General features: G+C 70.3%; 17 protein-coding genes. 5 read left to right on the top strand and 12 right to left on the bottom strand.

Features of this window, described 5'->3' with window-relative positions:
* Window positions 1–73: 73 nt before the first annotated feature.
* From tal to pgl, 5 genes are read left to right on the top strand one after another with little or no spacing between them, the layout of a single operon-like run.
* Complete coding sequence (tal, locus tag HDR73_RS04395) at window positions 74–1,189, top strand: transaldolase (protein ID WP_012299307.1); 1,116 nt, start codon at window positions 74–76, stop codon at window positions 1,187–1,189.
* Complete coding sequence (locus tag HDR73_RS04390; protein ID WP_012299308.1) at window positions 1,186–2,781, top strand: glucose-6-phosphate isomerase; 1,596 nt, start codon at window positions 1,186–1,188, stop codon at window positions 2,779–2,781. The genes tal and HDR73_RS04390 overlap by 4 nt, the downstream gene beginning before the upstream one ends.
* Window positions 2,782–2,819: 38 nt before the next feature.
* Window positions 2,820–4,361 (top strand): glucose-6-phosphate dehydrogenase, encoded by a 1,542-nt coding sequence (gene zwf, locus HDR73_RS04385; RefSeq protein WP_012299309.1) that lies wholly within the window; start codon window positions 2,820–2,822, stop codon window positions 4,359–4,361.
* Entirely contained in the window at window positions 4,358–5,356 is a 999-nt protein-coding gene (locus HDR73_RS04380) for a glucose-6-phosphate dehydrogenase assembly protein OpcA (protein WP_012299310.1), read from the top strand. Before zwf ends, HDR73_RS04380 begins: the two co-directional genes overlap by 4 nt.
* Window positions 5,353–6,123, top strand: coding sequence for a 6-phosphogluconolactonase (gene pgl / locus HDR73_RS04375; RefSeq protein ID WP_012299311.1), 771 nt, complete (start codon window positions 5,353–5,355; stop codon window positions 6,121–6,123). Before HDR73_RS04380 ends, pgl begins: the two co-directional genes overlap by 4 nt.
* Before the next feature lie 179 nt (window positions 6,124–6,302).
* Here the strand turns inward: pgl and HDR73_RS04370 are convergent, their stop codons facing one another.
* From HDR73_RS04370 to coaE, 12 genes are all read right to left on the bottom strand, one after another.
* Complete coding sequence (locus HDR73_RS04370) at window positions 6,303–6,671, bottom strand: RNA polymerase-binding protein RbpA (RefSeq protein ID WP_012038428.1); 369 nt, start codon at window positions 6,669–6,671, stop codon at window positions 6,303–6,305.
* 11 nt (window positions 6,672–6,682) lie between these two features.
* Window positions 6,683–6,934 carry a preprotein translocase subunit SecG gene (secG, locus tag HDR73_RS04365; RefSeq protein WP_012299313.1) on the bottom strand — a complete coding sequence of 84 codons (252 nt, stop codon included), beginning with the start codon at window positions 6,932–6,934 and terminating at the stop codon, window positions 6,683–6,685.
* A 141-nt stretch (window positions 6,935–7,075) separates the two neighbouring features.
* Window positions 7,076–7,879: a triose-phosphate isomerase gene (gene tpiA, locus HDR73_RS04360; protein WP_012299314.1), complete on the bottom strand. Its 804-nt coding sequence runs from the start codon at window positions 7,877–7,879 to the stop codon at window positions 7,076–7,078.
* Complete coding sequence (locus HDR73_RS04355) at window positions 7,870–9,084, bottom strand: phosphoglycerate kinase (RefSeq protein ID WP_012299315.1); 1,215 nt, start codon at window positions 9,082–9,084, stop codon at window positions 7,870–7,872. The genes tpiA and HDR73_RS04355 overlap by 10 nt, the downstream gene beginning before the upstream one ends.
* Window positions 9,085–9,090: 6 nt before the next feature.
* Complete coding sequence (gap, locus tag HDR73_RS04350) at window positions 9,091–10,098, bottom strand: type I glyceraldehyde-3-phosphate dehydrogenase (protein WP_012299316.1); 1,008 nt, start codon at window positions 10,096–10,098, stop codon at window positions 9,091–9,093.
* Between the two features lie 127 nt (window positions 10,099–10,225).
* A complete protein-coding gene (locus tag HDR73_RS04345) occupies window positions 10,226–10,852 on the bottom strand; it encodes a superoxide dismutase (protein ID WP_012299317.1) in 627 nt (208 codons plus the stop codon).
* Between the two features lie 168 nt (window positions 10,853–11,020).
* Entirely contained in the window at window positions 11,021–12,001 is a 981-nt protein-coding gene (gene whiA, locus HDR73_RS04340) for a DNA-binding protein WhiA (protein WP_012299318.1), read from the bottom strand.
* A 29-nt stretch (window positions 12,002–12,030) separates the two neighbouring features.
* Window positions 12,031–12,906: an RNase adapter RapZ gene (rapZ, locus tag HDR73_RS04335; RefSeq protein WP_041464604.1), complete on the bottom strand. Its 876-nt coding sequence runs from the start codon at window positions 12,904–12,906 to the stop codon at window positions 12,031–12,033.
* A 76-nt stretch (window positions 12,907–12,982) separates the two neighbouring features.
* Window positions 12,983–14,911: an excinuclease ABC subunit UvrC gene (gene uvrC, locus HDR73_RS04330; protein ID WP_012299320.1), complete on the bottom strand. Its 1,929-nt coding sequence runs from the start codon at window positions 14,909–14,911 to the stop codon at window positions 12,983–12,985.
* Entirely contained in the window at window positions 14,911–17,832 is a 2,922-nt protein-coding gene (gene uvrA / locus HDR73_RS04325) for an excinuclease ABC subunit UvrA (RefSeq protein WP_012299321.1), read from the bottom strand. The genes uvrC and uvrA overlap by 1 nt, the downstream gene beginning before the upstream one ends.
* An 81-nt stretch (window positions 17,833–17,913) precedes the next feature.
* Entirely contained in the window at window positions 17,914–19,980 is a 2,067-nt protein-coding gene (uvrB, locus tag HDR73_RS04320) for an excinuclease ABC subunit UvrB (RefSeq protein ID WP_012299322.1), read from the bottom strand.
* 9 nt (window positions 19,981–19,989) lie between these two features.
* Window positions 19,990–20,604: a dephospho-CoA kinase gene (gene coaE / locus HDR73_RS04315; protein WP_012299323.1), complete on the bottom strand. Its 615-nt coding sequence runs from the start codon at window positions 20,602–20,604 to the stop codon at window positions 19,990–19,992.
* Window positions 20,605–20,686: the final 82 nt, after the last annotated feature.

Raw genomic sequence — 20,686 nt, 5'->3', positions numbered from 1 at the left:
GGCCGGGTACCCGGGAGGGGCGCACGCGTGCGCCCCTCCCCCAGAACCTCACAACCAGCGAGAAGAAGGCAACATGACCGACACCACTTCCCCCACCGCGCAGCTCTCCGCCGCGGGCGTCAGCATCTGGCTCGACGACCTGTCCCGCGAGCGCATCGATGCCAAGGGCATCGAGAAGGTGATCGCCGAGCGCGACGTCGTCGGCATCACGACGAACCCCACCATCTTCGCGTCGGCCCTCGCCAAGGGCGAGGCGTACGACGCCCAGGTCCGCGAGCTCGCAGCCGACGGCGCCGACGTCGACCGCGCGGTCTTCGAGATCACCACCCGTGACGTCGGCGAGGCAGCGCGCATCTTCCGGCCGGTCTACGACCGCACCGTCGGCTTCGACGGCCGCGTCTCGATCGAGGTCTCCCCCGACTTCGCCAACGACACCCAGGCGACCATCGACGAGGCCCACAAGCTGTGGGACAAGATCTCCGAGCCCAACGTCATGATCAAGATCCCCGCGACCCGCGAGGGCCTCGAGGCCATCACCGAGGTCATCGGCGCCGGCATCAGCGTCAACGTCACCCTGATCTTCTCGCTCGAGCGCTACCGCGAGGTCATCAACGCGTACCTGACCGGCCTCGAGAAGGCGAAGGCGGCGGGCATCGACCTGTCGACCATCCACTCGGTCGCCTCCTTCTTCGTGTCGCGCGTCGACACCGAGATCGACAAGCGCCTCGACGCGATCGGCACCGAGGAGGCCACCGCGCTCAAGAGCAAGGCCGGCGTCGCCAACGCGCAGCTCGCCTACCAGGCGTTCGAGCAGTCCTTCGCCTCCGAGCGCGCCCAGGGCCTCCTCGGCGCCGGCGCCAACAAGCAGCGCCCCCTCTGGGCGTCCACCGGCGTCAAGAGCCCCGACCTGCCCGACACGCTCTACGTGACGCAGCTCGTCGCGGCGGACGTCGTCAACACGATGCCCGAGAAGACGCTCGACGCGACCTTCGACCACGGGGTCATCGAGGGCGACACCATCACGGGCTCCTACGACGCCGCCAACGAGGTCCTCAACGCGGTCGACGGACTCGGCATCTCCTACAAGGAGGTCACGGAGCTCCTCGAGAAGGAGGGCGTCGAGAAGTTCAAGGTGTCGTGGAGCGAGCTCATCGAGACCGTGACGACCGCCCTGGACGGCGCCAAGTGAGCGTCCGCATCGCGCTGAGCGGCGCGGCGGCCACGGCCGTCGAGACCCACGTCCCCGCGCTCGTCGAGGCGCACGTCGCCTCCGGCATCACGGGGCTCGACGGCACCCTCTGGGGCCCCGACGCCGAGTCCGAGGCCACCAAGCGCCTCGGCTGGACCCAGGCGGTCTCCGTATCCCGTCCCCTCGTCGCCGAGATCACGGCGCTCCGCGAGGAGCTCCGCGGCCAGGGCGTCGACCACATCGTCCTCGGCGGCATGGGCGGATCCTCGCTCGCGCCCGAGGTCATCACCCGCACCGCGGGCGTCGAGCTCACGGTCCTGGACTCGACCGACCCCGGCCAGGTCCTCGCCGCGCTCGGCGACCGCCTCGCCACCACGGCGGTCGTCATCTCGTCGAAGTCCGGCTCCACGCTCGAGACCGACAGCCAGAAGCGCGTCTACGAGAAGTCGTTCCGCGAGGCGGGCATCGACCCGACCACGCGCATCGTCATCGTGACCGACCCGGGCTCCCCGCTCGACGAGTCGGCCCGCGCCGACGGCTACCGCGTCTTCAACGCGGACCCCGACGTGGGCGGCCGCTACAGCGCGCTGACCGCCTTCGGCCTCGTGCCGTCGGGCCTCGCGGGCGCCGACATCGGCGGCCTGCTCGACGAAGCGGAGGCGGCCTCGGCGCAGCTCGCCGTCGACGACGTCTCGAACCCGGGCCTCGTGCTCGGCGCCGCGATCGCCGGCACCTCGCCGCTGAAGGACAAGCTCGGTATCGTCTCCGACGGCACGCACATCGTGGGCTTCGGCGACTGGGTCGAGCAGCTCATCGCGGAGTCCACCGGCAAGCTCGGAACGGGCCTCCTGCCCGTCGTGCTGCCGACCGACGCCCCTGAGCTCGCGCTCGGCCTCGCCGACCTGCAGATCGCGCGGCTCGTCGCCGACGTCGACGCGCACGACGCGGCCGAGGGCGAGATCGTCATCAGCGGCACGCTCGGCGCGCAGATCCTCACGTGGGAGTACGCCGTCGCCGTCGCGGGCCGCCTGCTCGAGATCAACCCCTTCGACCAGCCCGACGTGGAGGCCGCCAAGGTCGCCGCGCGCGGGCTGCTCGACGACCGTCCCGCGCCGGAGGCCCCCGTCGTCACGACGGACGGCATCGAGGTCCGCGGCACCAGCGAGGTCACCGAGGGCGCGACCGACGTCTCCTCCGCGATCGACGCCCTGCTCGCGCAGGTCGGCCCGACGGGCTACGTCGCCGTGCAGGCCTTCGTCGACCGCCTCGCCCTCCCCGAGCTCGAGCGCCTCCTCGACGCCGTCGCCCGCAAGGTCGGCCGGCCCGTCACGTTCGGCTGGGGTCCGCGCTTCCTCCACTCCACGGGGCAGTTCCACAAGGGCGGCACCCCCGTCGGCGTGTTCCTGCAGATCACCGCGGACGCGGCCGAGGATCTCGAGATCCCCGACCGCCCCTTCACCTTCGGGCAGCTCATCCAGGCGCAGGCCGCCGGCGACGCCACCGTGCTCGCCGAGCACGGTCGTCCCGTCCTGCGACTGAACCTGACCGATCCCACCACGGACGCCCGGGCCCTGCTCTCGACGCTCGAATGACCGCATCGCCGGACGCGTCCGGCAGATCGAGGAGTTACATGTCGCCGGTGGATATCACCCCGGAATTCAATCCACTGCGGATCCCGTCTGATCGACGGCTGAACCGCATCGCGGGGCCGAGCAGCCTCATCATCTTCGGCGTGACGGGTGACCTGTCGCGCAAGAAGCTGATGCCGGCCGTCTACGACCTCGCCAACCGGGGGCTCCTGCCCCCCGGCTTCGCGCTCATCGGCTTCGCCCGGAGGGACTGGGAGGACCAGGACTTCGAGCAGGTCGTGTACGAGGCCGTCAAGCAGTACTCGCGCACCAAGTTCGACGAGGACGTCTGGCGCCAGCTGGCGCAGGGCATCCGCTTCGTGCAGGGCACCTTCGACGATGACGAGGCGTTCCAGACGCTGAAGGACATCACGGAGGAGCTCGACCGCGAGCGCGGCACGATGGGGAACCACGCGTTCTACCTGTCGATCCCGCCGAAGTCCTTCCCGCTGGTCACCGAGCAGCTCCGCCGCTCGGGCCTCGCGGACCAGAAGGAGGGCCACTGGCGCCGCGTCGTCATCGAGAAGCCCTTCGGGAGCGACCTCACGACGGCGCGCGAGCTCAACGCGGTCGTCGAGTCGGTCTTCCCGCCGGACTCGGTGTTCCGCATCGACCACTACCTGGGCAAGGAGACGGTCCAGAACATCCTGGCGCTGCGCTTCGCGAACCAGCTCTACGAGCCCCTGTGGAACGCCAACTACGTGGACCACGTGCAGATCACCATGGCCGAGGACATCGGCGTGGGCGGCCGTGCTGGCTACTACGACGGCATCGGCGCGGCCCGCGACGTGATCCAGAACCACCTCCTGCAGCTCCTCGCCCTCACGGCCATGGAGGAACCCGTCGCGTTCGACGCGTCGAGCCTCCGGGACGAGAAAGAGAAGGTGCTGTCCGCGGTGCGCCTGCCGAAGGACCTCTCCACCGCCACGGCCCGCGGGCAGTACGCCGGCGGCTGGCAGGGCGGCGAGGAGGTCGTGGGCTTCCTCGACGAGGACGGCATGGACCCCGAGTCCCTGACCGAGACCTACGCCGCCATGCGGCTCGACATCAACACGCGCCGCTGGTCGGGCGTGCCCTTCTACCTGCGAGCGGGCAAGCGCCTCGGCCGCCGCGTGACGGAGATCGCGGTCGTGTTCAAGCGCGCGCCTCAGAACCTGTTCGCGGAAGACCAGACGTCGGCCCTCGGACAGAACGCGCTCGTCATCCGCGTGCAGCCCGACGAGGGCGTCACCATCCGCTTCGGCTCCAAGGTGCCGGGCGCGGGGATGCAGGTGCGCGACGTCACCATGGACTTCGGCTACGGCCACGCCTTCACCGAGGCGAGCCCGGAGGCGTACGAGCGGCTCATCCTCGATGTGCTGCTCGGCGACCCGCCGCTCTTCCCCCGCCACCAGGAGGTCGAGCTGAGCTGGAAGATCCTGGACCCCATCGAAGAATTCTGGCGCACGCAGGGCCAGCCCGAGCAGTACCGTCCGGGCACCTGGGGGCCGGCCTCGGCCGACGAGCTCCTCGCCCGCGACGGACGGACCTGGAGGCGGCCATGAGAGTCGATCTGCCGAACACCACCACCGCCAAGATCTCGAAGGCGCTCGTCAAGATCCGCGAGGAGGGCGGCGCGGTCGCCCTCGGTCGCGTCCTGACGCTCGTGATCTCCACCTCGCTCGGCAGCGAGGAGGAGGCCATCGAGGCGGCCAACGACGCGTCGCGCGAGCACCCCATGCGCGTCATCGTCATCTCCACCCAGCGCGGTGCCGAATCGGAGACGACGACCGAGAAGGCCCGCGTCGACGCCGAGATCCGCGTGGGCGGCGACGCCGGCGCGAGCGAGGTCGTCGTGCTCCGCGTCTACGGCGCGGCCGCCGAGGACGAGGAGAGCCTGGTCACGGGCCTCCTCCTCCCCGATGCGCCCGTCGTCGCCTGGTGGCCGCACGACGCCCCCGCGGTCGTCAGCCAGTCGCCGCTCGGCCGCATCGCGCAGCGCCGCATCACGGACTCCTCCACGAGCAGCAACCCGCGCGTCGCCCTGCAGCACCTGGCGGCGACGTACGCCCCCGGTGACACGGACTTCGCGTGGACGCGCCTCACGCTCTGGCGCGCGCTGCTCGCCGCGGTGCTCGACCAGCCGCCGTACGAGCCCGTGACCCAGGTGGAGGTGTCCGGCGCCGCCGACTCCCCCTCCACCGTGCTGCTCGCCGCGTGGCTCGGACTGCAGCTACAGGTCCCCGTGCTGCACGAGGTCACCACGCGGGCCACCGGCTCGAGCGGGATCCACGGAGTGCGCCTCCACCGCGCGTCGGGCGTCATCGACCTCGACCGGCCCATCGCCAACGTGGCGACGCTCAAGCAGCCGAACCAGCCGACGCACGATGTGAGCCTCCCCCGCCGGAGCCTCCGCGACTGCCTGGCCGAGGAGCTGCGGCGCCTCGACCCCGACGCGCTCTACGGCGACGTGATCCGTCACGGCCTCGAGCGCGCCGCCGCCGGCCAGGGGTACATCTCCGCGTCCACCACCGCACGGAAGGACTCGGGAGACCGATGACGAACGACCGCAGGGTGCTCGTGCACCCCGACAAGAAGGCCATGACCGGCTCCGTCGCCGCGCGCTTCCTCACGAAGCTCGTCGACATCCTGGATGAAGAGGAGACCGCCAACGTCGTCCTCACCGGAGGGACGGTCGGCCCGAGCATCCTCGCGGCCGTCAACGAGTCCGCGGCGCGCGACAGCGTCGACTGGACCCGGGTCCACTTCTGGTTCGGCGATGAGAGGTGGCTGCCCCAGGGCGACCCGGAGCGCAACGACACCACGGTGCGCACGGCCCTCCTCGACCACATCGACCTGCCCGCGGAGAACGTCCACGCCATGGGCGCGAGCGATGCGGGTCTCAGCCTCGACGAGGCCGTCGCCGCGTACACGGCGGAGCTCGCCGCCCACGCGAACGGCGACACCTCGATCCCCCGGTTCGACATCACGTTCCTCGGCGTCGGGCCGGACGGGCACGTCGCGTCGCTCTTCCCGGACAGCGAGGGCATCCGCACCATGGACGCTGCGGTGATCCCGGTGCGCAACTCGCCGAAGCCGCCGGCGGAGCGCATCTCGCTCACCCTGCCGGTGCTGAACTCGTCGCTGCGCATCTGGATGGTGCTGGCCGGTCCGGACAAGGCGTTCGCGCTCGGTCTCGCGCTCGCGGGCGCCGACCGCACCGAGGTGCCCGTCGCGGGCATCAAGGGACGCAAGCGGACGGTGTTCTTCATCGACCGCGAGGCGGCCGCTGACGTGCCGGAGAACCTCCGGCTGTCGTCGTACTGACCGCCGCCCCGGCGTGAGCCGGGCTCGGCACGAAGGGCGGATCCTCCGGGATCCGCCCTTCGTCGTCTCCGGCGTGGATGCTCCTCCCGGCGGGTCGACCTCGCCGCGAGGAGCGCGAGCACCAAGAACGCCCCCGTCCTCAGGACGGGGGCGTTCATGTGTCGTGTGCGGTCTACGACCTACTTGGTGGCCTTGACCGTGCCGCGGCGGGCGCGGAGCTGCTCGAGCGCCTCCTCGAGGAGCTGGCTCGCCTCCTCCTCGCTGCGACGCTCCTTCACGTATGCGAGGTGCGTCTTGTACGGCTCGAGCTTGGCGACCGACGGCGGGTTGGCCTTGTCGCGCCCGGCGGGCAGACCCGACTGCGGCGAGTCGATGGTGACCGGGATCTCCTCCTCCGGCAGGTTCGCCGCGAAGTGGCGGACGGTCTCGTTGCCGAGGGCGTCCCAGTACGAGATCGAGATGCGCTCCGCGTGGAATCCGCGGTCCTGCTCGCCCATGGGGCCCGCGCCGACGCGCGAACCGCGGATGGCGCTTCCTCCTGATGCCATGTGGCTGCTCCCTACAATCCGGTGTCGAACTTGGTGATGAGCCCCAGGACCACGATGCACGTGACCCAGATGAGGCCGAGGATGACGGTGATGCGGTTCAGGTTCCGCTCGGCCACCCCCGACGAGCCGAGGCTCGACGTGGTGCCGCCCCCGAACATGTCGGACAGACCGCCGCCCCGCCCCTTGTGCAGGAGGATGAGCATGGTCAGCAGGAGGCTGGTGATTCCCAGAACCACCTGCAGGACTACCTGGAGGATTTCCACGTGCGGCCTTTCGGGTGCGGTGCTGTGGCCGATAGCGACCGGTGGACGGCCGATGGGCCGTTGTCGATTATAGCGGGCGGCTGAGCATGACGAGCCGCCCGCGCCTGGATGGACGCGAGCGGCTCGAGGAGATGTCGCTGGTCAGACGCCGACGTGCGAGCGGAACCGCGCGATCGCGGAGAACTCCTGCACGTCGAGGCTGGCGCCGCCGACGAGGGCTCCGTCGACGTCCGGCTCGCGGAGGAAGCCCGCGATGTTGCCCGACTTGACCGAGCCGCCGTAGAGGATCCGCGTGGCCTTCGCGGCCTCGTCGCCGAGGAGCTCGGCGACGACCGCGCGGAGAGGCGCCGCGACCTGCTGCGCCTGCTCCGGCGTCGCGGCCTGGCCGGATCCGATGGCCCACACGGGCTCGTAGGCGACGACGACGTCGGCGCCCTTCTCGAGCCCCTGGAGCGCGACGCGCAGCTGGGCCACGGGGACGGCGCTGGCGCCGTGCTCCTCGAGGTCCGCCGCGGTCTCGCCCACGCAGATCACCGGGACGATGCCGTGCTTCACGGCCGCGGCGGACTTGGCAGCGACCTGCTCGTCGGTCTCCCCGTGCAGCGTGCGCCGCTCGGAGTGGCCGACGATGACGTAGCGGCAGGCCAGCTGCGCCAGGAACGCCGCGGAGATCTCCCCCGTGTACGCGCCTGACTCGTGCTCGGACACGTCCTGCGCGCCGTAGGCCAGCTCGAGCTTGTCCGCCGACACGAGAGTCTGCACGCTGCGGATGTCGGTCGCTGGCGGGAACACCGCGACCTCCGCCTCCGCGTAGTCGTGCTTCGCGTCCTTGAGGCTCCATGCCAGCTTCTGCGCGAAGGCGATGGCCTGGAGGTGGTCCAGGTTCATCTTCCAGTTGCCCGCGATGAGGGGCGTGCGCCCCTGCGGGCGATGGGTCACTGCCATCCGAGGACCTCCAGTCCCGGCAGGCGCTTCCCCTCGAGGAACTCGAGGCTCGCGCCGCCTCCGGTCGAGATGTGACCGAAGCGGTCATCATCGAATCCGAGTGCGCGGACGGCCGCGGCGCTGTCGCCGCCGCCGACCACGGACAGCCCTTCGACGCGCGTGAGCGCGTCGGCGACCGTCTTCGTGCCGGCCGCGAACGGCTCCAGCTCGAAGACGCCCATGGGGCCGTTCCAGAACACCGTGGTCGAGCCGCGGATGATCGTCGCGAACGCGTCGGCGGTCTCGGGGCCGATGTCGAGCCCGAGCCCCTTCGCGCCCGCGGGCGTCCCCTCGATGGCGTCGGCACGCGTCACCTCGTGGGCGGCGTCGGCGGAGAACCCGTCGGCCACGACCACGTCGGTGGGCAGCACGATCTTCACGCCACGCTCCTCCGCCTCGGCCAGGTAGCCCTTGACGGTCTCGACCTGGTCCTCCTCGAGGAGGCTCGCGCCCACCTCGTGCCCCTGGGCCTTGAGGAACGTGAAGAGCATCCCGCCGCCGATGAGAAGTGAGTCCACGCGGGGAAGCAGGTGGCCGATGACGCCGAGCTTGTCCGACACCTTGGATCCGCCGAGCACGACCGTGTAGGGACGCTCCGGGTTCTCCGTCAGGCGGTCGAGCACCTCGAGCTCGCTCGCGATGAGCGAGCCGGCGGCGCTGGGCAGCGCCTGCGCCAGCTCGAACACGCTGGCCTGCTTGCGGTGGACGACGCCGAAGCCGTCGGACACGAACGCGTCCCCCAGCTCGGCGATCGACTCCGCGAAGCCGCGGCGGACCGTTTCGTCCTTGCTGGTCTCCTCCGCGTGGAAGCGGAGGTTCTCGAGCACGACGACGTCGCCGTCGCCGAGGGCCTCGACGGCCGCGCGGGCGGAGTCGCCCACGGTGTCGTCCGCGAAGGCGACGTCCGCCCGGAGCAGCTCGCCGAGGCGGGCCGCGACGGGACGCAGGCTGTACTTCTCATCCGGAGTGCCGTCGGGCCGGCCGAGGTGCGAGATCACGATGACGCGCGCCCCGGCCTCGCGGAGACCCGTGAGGGTCCCCAACGAGGCGCGGATGCGCCCGTCGTCACCGATCACGCCGCCCTTCAGCGGGACGTTGAGGTCGCAGCGCACGATGACGCGGCGGCCCCGGAGATCCCCGAGGGAGTCGATGGTGCGGAGTGCCACGGCCGGTTACAGGCGATCGGCGACGTACTCGGTGAGGTCGACGAGGCGGTTGGAGTAGCCCCACTCGTTGTCGTACCACGACGCGACCTTGACCTGGTTGCCGATGACCTTCGTGAGGCCGGCGTCGAAGATCGAGGAGTGCGGGTCGTTGACGATGTCGCTCGAGACGATGGGGTCCTCGGTGTACTTGAGGATGCCCTTGAGCGGGCCCTCGGCCGCGGCCTTGTAGGCCGCGTTGACCTGCTCGACCGTGACGTTCGCCGAGGTCTCGATGGTGAGGTCGGTGATCGAGCCGGTGGGCACGGGCACGCGGAGCGCGTAGCCGTCGAGCCTGCCGACGAGCTCCGGGATCACGAGTCCGAGCGCCTTGGCGGCGCCGGTGGACGTCGGGATGATGTTGACCGCAGCGGCGCGCGCGCGGCGCAGGTCGCTGTGCGGGCCGTCCTGGAGGTTCTGGTCGGCGGTGTACGCGTGGACCGTCGTCATGAGGCCGCGCTCGATGCCGAACTCGTCGAGGAAGACCTTGGCGAGGGGCGCGAGGCAGTTCGTGGTGCAGGACGCGTTGGAGATGACGTCGTGCGTGGCGGGGTCGTAGGTGCCCTCGTTGACGCCGAGGACCAGGGTCGTGACGTTGTCGCCCGTGGCGGGAGCCGAGACGAGGACCTTCTTGGCGCCGGCCGTGATGTGCTTGCGCGCGTCCTCGGCCTTGGTGAAGCGTCCGGTGGACTCGATGACGATCTCGACGCCGAGCTCGCCCCACGGGAGGTTCGCGGGGTCGCGCTCCTCGAGGACGCGGATGGCCTTGCCGTTCACGACGATGTTGTCGCCGTCGAGCTCGACGGTGGCGTCGAGGCGGCCGGTGATGGAGTCGTACTTGAGCAGGTGCGCGAGCGCCTTGTTGTCGGTGAGGTCGTTCACGGCGACGATCTCGATGTCGCTGCCCTTGGCGAGCGCGGCGCGGAAGTAGTTGCGGCCGATGCGGCCGAAGCCGTTGATGCCGATCTTGACGGTCACGAGTTCTCCTGTTGTTCTGCGCGCGCTGAGGCGGCGTGGGTGATGGAGGGGGTCGAGCAGGCGGGAGGCCCGACGTGCGGGGTCCGCGGGCGGCCCGGGTCTCCCGGCGGACCGCCCGCGGATGCGGCTACGAGAGGAGGAACAGACCCTGCGTCTTGGTGCGGGCGGCGTCGAAGCGCGCCTGCACGTCGGCCCAGTTCACGATGTTCCAGAACGCCTTGACGTAGTCGGCCTTGACGTTGACGTAGTCGAGGTAGAAGGCGTGCTCCCACATGTCGAGCAGCAGGATCGGGACGGTCGCCGCAGCGAGGTTGCCCTGGTGGTCGTACAGCTGCTCGATGATGAGCTTCTGGCCCAGGGAGTCCCAGGCGAGGATGCTCCAGCCGGAGCCCTGGATGCCGAGGGCCGAGGCCGTGAAGTGCGCCTGGAACTTGTCGTAGGAGCCGAAGAACTCGTCGATGGCGGCGGCCAGCTCGCCGGTGGGCTTGTCGCCGCCGTCCGGGGAGAGGTTGTTCCAGAACACCGTGTGGTTGACGTGGCCCGCGAGGTTGAACGCGAGGTCCTTCTGCAGCTTGTTGACGAACGTGAGGTCGCCGGCGTCGCGCGCCTCCTGGAGCTTCACGAGGGCGGTGTTCGCGCCGTCCACGTAGGTCTTGTGGTGCTTGTCGTGGTGGAGCTCCATGATGCGGCCGCTGATGCTCGGCTCGAGGGCCGAGTAGTCGTAGGGAAGATCGATGAGAGTGTAGTCAGCCATAGGTGTATCTCCTCTTCGTTGCCCGGGGGCTCCCGGCCAGAGGCCGGGGGTGGGTGACGGATCGAGTCTAGTCCGGCGGCCCTCCGCGCCACCTGGCCGGATGACGCCCGGCGTCCAGCCGATCCAGGCCGGCGACGACGCATCCCGCGTCGGCGGACGCGCCGCGCATCAGACGTCGTCGAGGTCGGCGGGGAGGTTGGCGTCGGTGCCGGGCAGGCCCTCGTCGACGGCCTTCTTGTCCGCCATCGCGAGCAGACGGCGGATGCGCCCCGCGACGGCGTCCTTCGTCATGGGCGGATCGGCGTGGTGGCCCAGCTCGTCGAGGCTGGAGTCACGGAAGCGCAGGCGCAGGTCGCCCGCGTACTTGAGGTGCTCGGGGATGTCCGGTCCGAGGATCTCCATGGCCCGCTCGACGCGCGCGCACGCGGCGACGGCGGCCTGCGCGGAGCGGCGGAGGTTCGCGTCGTCGAAGTTGACGAGGCGGTTCGCGGTGGCCCGCACCTCGCGGCGCTGGCGCATCTCCTCCCAGTTGACGACCGTGCCCTGCGCGCCCATGGCGCGCAGCATCTGGCCGATGGCGTCGCCGTCGCGGATGACGACGCGGTGCACGCCGCGCACCTCCCGCGCCTTGGCGCTGACGTCGAGGCGGCCGGCGGCGCCGACGAGTGCCATGGCGGCCTCGTTGCCCGGGCACGTGACCTCGAGGGCGGCCGAGCGGCCGGGATCCGTGAGCGTGCCCGCGGCGAGGAACGCACCGCGCCAGACGGCGGCGATCTCCTCGCGGGAGCCCGTGGTGAGGCGGTTCGGCAGGCCGCGGATGGGACGGCGTCGCGCGTCGAGCAGGCCGGTCTGGCGGGCGAGCGTCTCGCCGCCCTCCATCACGCGGACAAGGTAGTGCGTGGCGCGGCGCATGCCGGACGCGGGGATGACGGAGATGTCGCTGCGGACGCCGTAGAGCTCGGCCAGGTCCTTGCGGACACGGCGGGCGAGAAGCGGGGTGTCGAGCTCGGACTCGACCGCGATGCGGTTCGAGATGAGGTGCAGCCCGCCCGAGAAGCGCAGGATGGTGGCCAGCTCGGCGGCCCTCACCGTGGTCTTGCTGACCTCGACGCGTGACAGTTCTTCCTTGACGTCCGAGGTCAGAGGCAAATGCTTACTCCCTTGATGAGATGGGTGCCCTACTCCCGGCCGAGGTCGCGGTGCTTGGTGCTGACAGCGACGCCGGGAAGGGCGCGGAGGAGGCTGGAGAGCTCCTCGGAGACGGCGACCGAGCGGTGCTTGCCGCCGGTACAGCCGATAGCGATCGTAGCGTGTCTCTTGTTCTCCCGCTGATACCCGGCGAGCACCGGGGCGAGGGCCCTGGCATAGGCGTGGACGAACTCCTCGGCGCCCTCCTGACCCAACACGTAGTCGCTGACGGCCTTGTCGCGACCCGTGAGCGGGCGGAGCTCCGGCGTCCAGAACGGGTTGGGCAGGAAGCGCATGTCGGCCACCATGTCGGCGTCCGCCGGGGTGCCGTACTTGAATCCGAAGCTCATCACGGTGACGCGGACGCCAGCGTCGTCCGCCCCGCTGAACTGCTCGGTGATCGTGGTGGCGAGCTGGTGGATGTTGAGCTCGGAGGTGTCGATGACGAGGTCGCTCGCCTCGCGGATCTCGATCATTCGGGCCCGTTCGGCCGCGATGCCGTCGAGCAGCGTGCCGTTGCCCTGGAGCGGGTGCGGGCGGCGGACCTGCTCGAACCGTCGGACGAGCGCCGCGTCGGTGGCCTCGAGGAACAGGACGCGCAGGCGCGGGCCGGTGCCGAAGGTGTGGAGGATGTCGCGCAGCTCGGAGAAGAAGTCGCCGCCGCGGACGTCGACCACCGCGGCGATCTTGGGCAGCGACGTGCCTGCGCGGCCCGCCAGCTCCACGAGCGGCTTGAGCATCTGCGGCGGGAGGTTGTCGACCACGTACCAGCCGAGGTCCTCCAGTGCGTTGCCGACGGTGGAGCGGCCCGCGCCGGACATCCCCGTCACGATCATGACGTCCTGCTGGGGGATCTCCACGCTCATGCGGGCATGCACCTCTCGTCGCGCCGGTCGATGGATCCAGTCTAGGCGCGACCCGCGACACCCGACCGGGCGCGCGTCACGAACGGAGCCGCTCGTAGACGGCCTGGGCCAGCGTGGGCCCGATGGTGCGCACGGCCGCGATCTCCTCGACCTCGGCCTGCTTGAGCTTGGCCACGGATCCGAACTGCTGGAGCAGCCGCTGCACGCGCGACGGCCCGAGCCCCGGGATCTCGTTCAGCACCGACGTGATGTCGCGCTTCCGGCGGGCCCGCTGGTGCGTGATGGCGAACCGGTGGGCCTCGTCGCGGATGCGCTGGATGAGGAAGAGGGCGTCGCTGTTGCGCGGCAGGATGATCGGGTAGTCGGAGTCCGGCAGCCAGATCTCCTCGAGGCGCTTGGCGATGCCGGCCAGCTGGATCCCCGTCACCCCCGACTCCTCGAGCGCCCGCTGCGCAGCAGCCACCTGCGGCTGCCCGCCGTCGACGATGAGCAGGTTCGGGCTGTAGGAGAACTTGTTGACCGGGGGCGCCTCGCCGAGCTCGGGCGGCGCGGCGTCGGCCGGGACCTCGGCCTCCTTGCCCAGGTAGGCGAGCCGGCGCGTGATGACCTGGTGGATCGACTCGGTGTCGTCCGTGGAGTCGGCGATGTTGAAGCGGCGGTACTGGTCCTTGCGCGGCAGGCCGTCCTCGAAGACGACCATGGACGCGACGATGTTGGTGCCGCTGAGATGCGAGACGTCGTAGCACTCCATGCGCAGCGGCGCGTCGGGCATGCCGAGCGCCTCCTGGATGTCGGCCAGCGCCTTGGACCGGGTGGTGAAGTCGGAGCTGCGGCGCGTCTTGTAGAGCATGAGCGCGTTCTGCGCATTGGTGGCGGCGGTGTGCGCGAGCGCCGCCTTGTCGCCGCGCTGGGCCACGCGGAGGTCGACCTGCCAGGAGCTCGGGCGGCCGCGGCGCACGGATCCGTCGTCCTCCCCCGCCGCCCGGCGCTGGCTGAGCCAGAGCTCGAGCTCGGCGGCGTCCGCGGGCAACTCGGGGACGAGGACCTCGCGCGGCGGGTGCGCCTCGTCCTCGTAGGCGTTGTGGAGCACGGTCTCGACGAGCTCGCCGATGCCGATGTCGAGCTCCTTGTCGACGACCCAGGTGCGCGTGCCCCGGATGCGGCCGCCGCGGACCATGAACTGCTGCACGGCCGCTGCCAGCTCGTCGGCCGCGATGCCGAAGACGTCGGCGTCCACCCGGTCGTCGAACACTACGGCGGTCTTGGACAGCGCGGCCTCGAGCGCGCCGATGTCGTCGCGGTGGCGGGCGGCGGCCTCGTAGTCCATCTCGGCCGCGGCGTCCTTCATCCGCTGCGTGAGCTGGCCCACGTACTTCGAGTCGTTGCCCGCCATGAAGCTCGCGAAGTCGTCCACGATGTCGCGGTGCTCCTCCTGCGAGAAGCGGCCGACGCACGGCGCGGCGCAGCGCCCGATGTCGCCGAGGAGGCATGGCCGGTTCGTCTGCCGCGCGCGCTTGAACGTGCTCTCCGAGCAGGAGCGCATCGGGAAGACCTTGAGCAGGTGGTCGACCGTCTCGCGGATGGCCCAGACCTTCGTGTACGGGCCGAAGTACTTGGCGCCCCGGATCTTGCGGTTGCGGGTGACCATGACCCGCGGGTAGTCCTCACCCATCGTGACGGCCAGGTAGGGGTACGACTTGTCGTCGCGGAACTTGACGTTGAACGGCGGGTCGAACTCCTTGATCCACGTGAACTCGAGCTGCAGCGCCTCGAACTCGCTGCCGACGACGGTCCACTCGACGCCCGCCGCGGACGTGACCATGCGCCGGGTGCGCTCGTGCAGGCTCTCCAGCGGCGCGAAGTAGTTGGCGAGCCGCGCGCGGAGGTTGTTCGCCTTGCCCACGTAGAGGACGCGGTCGGCCGCGTCGCGGAAGCGGTACACGCCCGGCGACGTGGGGATCTCCCCCGCCGCCGGGCGGTAGCCGACGGTGTCGGTGCGGGCCATCAGCCGGCCGCGCGCTCCTCGCGCGCACGCTGCGACTCGATCGCCGCGGCCTCGGCCTCGGCGTCGAGGACCTCCTTGAGGAAGCCGCCCGTGTAGCTCTCCGGCACGGTGGCCAGGTGCTCGGGGGTGCCGGTGGCGAGCACGGTGCCGCCGCCCGCGCCGCCCTCCGGCCCCATGTCGATGAGCCAGTCGGCGGACTTGATGACGTCGAGGTTGTGCTCGATGACGATGACCGTGTTGCCCTTGTCGACCAGCCCGTTGAGCACGAGCAGGAGCTTGCGCACGTCCTCGAAGTGGAGGCCCGTGGTCGGCTCGTCGAGCACGTAGATGCTGCGGCCGTTCGACCGGCGCTGCAGCTCGGTGGACAGCTTGACGCGCTGCGCCTCGCCGCCGGAGAGCGTCGTGGCGCTCTGGCCGAGCCGCACGTAACCGAGGCCGACGTCCACCAGCGTCTTCATGAAGCGGTGGATGGCCTGGATCGGCTCGAAGAACTCGGCCGCCTCGCTGATGGACATGTCGAGGACCTCGGCGATGCTCTTGCCCTTGTAGTGGACGCTCAGGGTGTCGCGGTTGTAGCGCGCTCCCCCGCAGACCTCGCACGCCACGTACACGTCCGGCAGGAAGTTCATCTCGATCTTGATGGTGCCGTCGCCCGAGCACGCCTCGCAGCGCCCGCCCTTAACGTTGAAGCTGAAGCGGCCCGGGAGGTAGCCGCGGGCCTTGGCCTCGGTGGTCTCGGCGAAGAGGTTGCGGATCCGGTCGAACACGCCCGTGTAGGTGGCCGGGTTCGAGCGCGGGGTGCGGCCGATGGGGTTCTGGTCGACGTGCACGACCTTGTCGAGGTTCTCGAGGCCCGTGACGCGGGAGTGCTTGCCCGGCACCTTGCGGGCGCCGTTGAGCTCGTTGGCGAGCACGCGGTAGAGGATGTCGTTCACGAGCGAGGACTTGCCCGAGCCGCTGACGCCGGTGACGGCCGTGAGCGTGCCGAGCGGGAAGGTCGCGGTGACGTTCTGCAGGTTGTTGGCGCGCGCGCCGACGACCTGGATCTGCCGCTTCTTGTCGATCTTGCGGCGCTTCGCCGGCGTCGCGATGGCGCGGCGGCCCGCGAGGTAGTCGCCCGTGAGCGACTCCCGGTTCTCGATGAGGCCCTCGTAGGAGCCGGAGTGCACGACCTTGCCGCCGTTGACGCCGGCGCCGGGGCCGATGTCGACGATCCAGTCGGCCGTGCGGATGGTGTCCTCGTCGTGCTCGACGACGATGAGGGTGTTGCCGAGGTCGCGGAGCTTCACGAGCGTCTCGATGAGGCGGCGGTTGTCGCGCTGGTGCAGGCCGATGCTCGGCTCGTCGAGCACGTACAGCACGCCCGTGAGGCCCGAGCCGATCTGCGTGGCCAGCCGGATGCGCTGCGCCTCCCCGCCGGACAGAGATGCCGCGGCCCGCGCGAGGTTGAGGTAGTTGAGGCCGACCTCGATGAGGAACTCGAGGCGCACGCGGATCTCCCGCAGCACCTGCGCGGCGATGTGCGCCTCGCGATCGGTCAGCTCCAGCTGCGCCATGAACTCCTGCGCGTCCGAGAGGCTCATCTCGGCGACGTCGGCGATGTTCGCACCGTGCACGAGCACCGCGAGCACCTCAGGCTTCAGGCGCTTGCCGTCGCAGACGGGGCACGGGATCTCGCGGAGGTACTCGCCCCAGCGCGCGCGCTGGTTGTCGGTCTCCGCCTGGGCGAACTGGCGCTCGATGTAGGGCATGACGCCCTCGAAGCCGGACGAGTAGGTCATTTCGCGCCCGTAGCGGTTCTTCCACTTGACCTGGACCTCGAAGTCATTGCCCCGCAGGACGGCCTCGCGGACCTCCTCGGAGAGCTTCCGCCAGGGCGTCGTGAGGGAGAACTTGAGGTCGCGCGCGAGGCCCGCGAGCAGCTTCTCGTAGTACTGGAAGAGCCCCTTGCCCTGCGTGGTCCACGGCAGGATCACGCCGTCGGCGATGCTCAGCGACTCGTCGCCGATGAGGAGCTCCTGGTCCACCGACATGCGCGTGCCGAGACCGGAGCACTCGGGGCAGGCGCCGAAGGGGGCGTTGAACGAGAACGTGCGCGGCTCGATCTCGGTGAGCTGGATGGGGTGGTTGTTCGGGCATGAGAGCTTCTCGGAGTACGTCTGCAGTCCGCCGGGGCCGTCGACGTCGACGAAGTCGATCATCACGATGCCGTCCGTGAGGCGGAGCGCGGTCTCCAGCGAGTCCGTCAGGCGCCCGAGGATGTCGTCGCTCGCGACCAGGCGGTCGACGACGACCGAGATGTCGTGCTTGTACTGCTTCTTGAGCTTGGGCGGCGAGCTGAGCTGGATGAGCTCCCCGTCGACGATGGCCCGCGAGTAGCCGCCGGAGGCGAGCTCCGCGAACAGGTCGACGAACTCGCCCTTCTTCTGCGAGACGATGGGGCTGACGATCTGGTACCTGGTGCCGGTCTCGAGCTCCATGAGCTGGTCGGCGATCTGCTGCACGGTCTGGCGCGAGATGCGCTCCCCGCAGACGGGGCAGTGCGCGACGCCGATGCGCGCCCAGAGCAGGCGCATGTAGTCGAAGATCTCGGTGATGGTGCCCACCGTCGAGCGCGGGTTGCGGTTCGTCGACTTCTGGTCGATGGAGACCGCGGGGCTCAGGCCCTCGATGAAGTCGACGTCCGGCCGGTCGACCTGGCCGAGGAACTGGCGCGCGTACGCGGACAGCGACTCGACGTAGCGGCGCTGGCCCTCGGCGAAGATCGTGTCGAACGCGAGGGACGACTTGCCGGACCCCGACAGGCCCGTGAAGACGACGAGCGAGTCGCGCGGGATGTCGAGGTCGACGTCGCGGAGGTTGTGGACGCGAGCGCCGCGCACGCTCAGGAGGGAGGAGGACTCGACGGGGGAGATTGACACCTGTCCATCGTATGCGTCGCCACCGACACCGCCGACGGAGCAGGCGCGCGACCGACGGCTGCCCGCCGCGCGCCTGTCGGATCAGGACAGGTGGCCGGCCTTCTCCATCTGCCGCAGCTCGCGCTTCAGGTCGCCCAGCTCGTCGCGGAGGCGCGCGGCCAGCTCGAACTTGAGCTCGCCCGCCGCCTGGAGCATCTGGTCGTTAAGGTCGGAGATGATCGTCTCGAGCTCGTTGGCCCCGGCGGCCGCCTTGCCCTCGCGCCGGAGGTTCGGGGTGGGCGAGCGCTTGCCGCCGCCGCGCCCCTCGAGCATCTTCTTCGTGTCCTCGCCCTCGCGCGCCAGGATCTCGGTGATGTCGGCGATGCGCTTGCGCAGCGGCGTCGGGTCGATGCCGTGCTCGGTGTTGTAGGCGACCTGCTTCTCGCGGCGGCGATCCGTCTCCTCGATGGCGCGCTTCATGCTGTCCGTCAGCACGTCGGCGTACATGTGCACCTCCCCGGACACGTTGCGCGCGGCCCGCCCGATGGTCTGGATGAGCGACGTGGACGACCGCAGGAAGCCCTCCTTGTCGGCGTCGAGGATCGCGACGAGCGAGACCTCCGGGAGGTCGAGGCCCTCGCGGAGGAGGTTGATGCCGACGAGCACGTCGTAGACGCCGGCCCGCAGCTCGCTCAGCAGCTCGACGCGGCGCAGCGTGTCGACGTCCGAGTGGAGGTAGCGCACGCGCACCCCGGCCTCGGCGAAGTAGTCGGTGAGCTCCTCCGCCATCTTCTTCGTGAGCGTGGTGACGAGGATGCGCTCGTCCTTCTCGACGCGGATGCGGATCTGCTCCAGAAGGTCGTCGATCTGGCCCTTCGTCGGCTTGACGACGATGGCCGGGTCGATGAGGCCGGTCGGACGGATGATCTGCTCCACCACGCCGTCGCCCATGCCGAGCTCGTACTTGCCGGGCGTCGCCGACATGTACACGGTCTGCGGCACGCGCTCCGTGAACTCGTTCCACTTCAGCGGCCGGTTGTCGAGCGCGCTCGGCAGGCGGAAGCCGTGCTCGACCAGCGTGCGCTTGCGCGAGGAGTCGCCCTCGAACATGGCGCCGATCTGCGGCACGGTGACGTGCGACTCGTCGATGACGACGAGGAAGTCGTCCGGGAAGTAGTCGAGCAGGCAGTGCGGGGCCTCCCCCGCGTCTCGCCCGTCGATGTGCCGCGAGTAGTTCTCGATGCCGGAGCAGAACCCGATCTGCTGCATCATCTCGATGTCGAAGTTCGTGCGCATGCGCAGGCGCTGGGCCTCGAGCAGCTTCCCCTCGCGTTCGAGGACCGCGAGGCGCTCCTCGAGCTCCTGCTGGATGGTGCCGATGGCCCGCTGCATGACCTCGGTCTCGGCCACGTAGTGGGATCCCGGGAACACGGACACCGCGTCCATCTTGCGGACCACGTCCCCGGTGAGCGGGTGCAGCTGGTACAGCGCCTCGATCTCGTCGCCGAACATCTCGATGCGGATGGCCAGCTCCTCGTACATCGGGATGATCTCGATGGTGTCGCCGCGCACGCGGAAGTTGCCGCGCGAGAAGTCGACGTCGTTGCGCTGGTACTGCATGGACACGAACTTGCGGATGAGCGTGTCGCGGTTGATCTGCATGCCGACCTGGAGCGCGACCATCGCGTTCATGTACTGCTCGGGCTGCCCCAGGCCGTAGATGCACGACACCGTGCTGACGACCACGACGTCGCGGCGGCTGAGCAGCGAGTTGGTGGTGGAGTGGCGGAGGCGCTCGACCTCGGCGTTGACCGACGAGTCCTTCTCGATGAAGGTGTCCGTCTGCGGGACGTACGCCTCCGGCTGGTAGTAGTCGTAGTAGGAGACGAAGTACTCGACCGCGTTGTCCGGCATGAGCTCGCGGAACTCGGTGGCGAGCTGGGCCGCCAGCGTCTTGTTGTGGGCGAGGATCAGCGTGGGCCGCTGGACCTTCTCGATGAGCCAGGCGGCCGTGGCCGACTTGCCCGTGCCGGTGGCGCCGAGGAGCACGACGTCGGGCTCGCCGGCGTTGACCCGGCCCGCCAGCTCCGCGATGGCCGTGGGCTGGTCGCCGCTCGGGGAGTAGTCGCTGACGACCTTGAACGGGCGCACGGAACGGGTGGGCTGCATTGCATCAGCCTACGAGCGGCCACCGACATCGCCGGACAGGTTCGCCCAGAGCCGATCCGTCTGCTCGAGCGTCGACGCCAGCGAGATGCCGGAGTCGACGACCTCGTCCGCGACGGCGAGGCGCTCCTCGTCGGAGGCCTGCGATGCGATCCGGCGCTCGGCCTCCTCGGGCGACATCCCCCGGAGCTCGACGAGGCGGCGGATCCGTTCCTCGCGCGGCGCGTGGACCATGACGATCCGGTCGAACTCGTCGACGCGGCCCGACTCCACCAGGAGCGGGATGTCGTACACGACGACCGCGTCGGCGTCGGCCTCCGCCGCCGCGGCCATGCGCTGCGCGGACAGCGCGCGCACCGCGGGGTGCGTGATCGCCTCCAGGTCGCGGCGCGCGTCCGGGTCCTGGAACACGATGGCCCCGAGGGCGGGTCGATCGAGGGAGCCGTCGGGCGCGATCACGCCGGGGCCGAACCGCCGGGCGATCTCCGCGAGGGCCGGCGTGCCGGGCTCCACGACCTCCCGGGCGAGACGATCGGCGTCGATGCGCGCGGCGCCGAGCTCCGCCAACCGGTCGGCCACCACCGTCTTGCCCGCGGCGATGCCGCCCGTCAGTCCGATCACCTGCATGCATCCAGCCTAGGCGCGGTCCGGATCCGCTCGACGCGAGCGCGGCTCGGTGCGCGGGGCGGGGCGGGGGGCGGGGCGGGGG

This window comes from Clavibacter sp., from assembly GCF_014802555.1.
Classification (GTDB): domain Bacteria; phylum Actinomycetota; class Actinomycetes; order Actinomycetales; family Microbacteriaceae; genus Clavibacter; species Clavibacter sepedonicus.
The sequence above is the reverse complement of the archived record's forward strand: the minus strand, read 5'-3'. Positions and strand labels throughout refer to the sequence as shown.

What these genes read in the sequence shown, in the direction of transcription:
- tal (WP_012299307.1), top strand. Translation starts at nt 74, where the DNA reads ATGACCGACACCACTTCCCCCACCGCGCAGCTCTCCGCCGCGGGCGTC.
- zwf (WP_012299309.1), top strand. Translation starts at nt 2,820, where the DNA reads ATGTCGCCGGTGGATATCACCCCGGAATTCAATCCACTGCGGATCCCG.
- HDR73_RS04380 (WP_012299310.1), top strand. Translation starts at nt 4,358, where the DNA reads ATGAGAGTCGATCTGCCGAACACCACCACCGCCAAGATCTCGAAGGCG.
- pgl (WP_012299311.1), top strand. Translation starts at nt 5,353, where the DNA reads ATGACGAACGACCGCAGGGTGCTCGTGCACCCCGACAAGAAGGCCATG.
- HDR73_RS04370 (WP_012038428.1), bottom strand. Translation starts at nt 6,671, where the DNA reads ATGGCATCAGGAGGAAGCGCCATCCGCGGTTCGCGCGTCGGCGCGGGC.
- tpiA (WP_012299314.1), bottom strand. Translation starts at nt 7,879, where the DNA reads ATGGCAGTGACCCATCGCCCGCAGGGGCGCACGCCCCTCATCGCGGGC.
- HDR73_RS04345 (WP_012299317.1), bottom strand. Translation starts at nt 10,852, where the DNA reads ATGGCTGACTACACTCTCATCGATCTTCCCTACGACTACTCGGCCCTC.
- rapZ (WP_041464604.1), bottom strand. Translation starts at nt 12,906, where the DNA reads ATGAGCGTGGAGATCCCCCAGCAGGACGTCATGATCGTGACGGGGATG.
- uvrC (WP_012299320.1), bottom strand. Translation starts at nt 14,911, where the DNA reads ATGGCCCGCACCGACACCGTCGGCTACCGCCCGGCGGCGGGGGAGATC.
- uvrB (WP_012299322.1), bottom strand. Translation starts at nt 19,980, where the DNA reads ATGCAGCCCACCCGTTCCGTGCGCCCGTTCAAGGTCGTCAGCGACTAC.
- coaE (WP_012299323.1), bottom strand. Translation starts at nt 20,604, where the DNA reads ATGCAGGTGATCGGACTGACGGGCGGCATCGCCGCGGGCAAGACGGTG.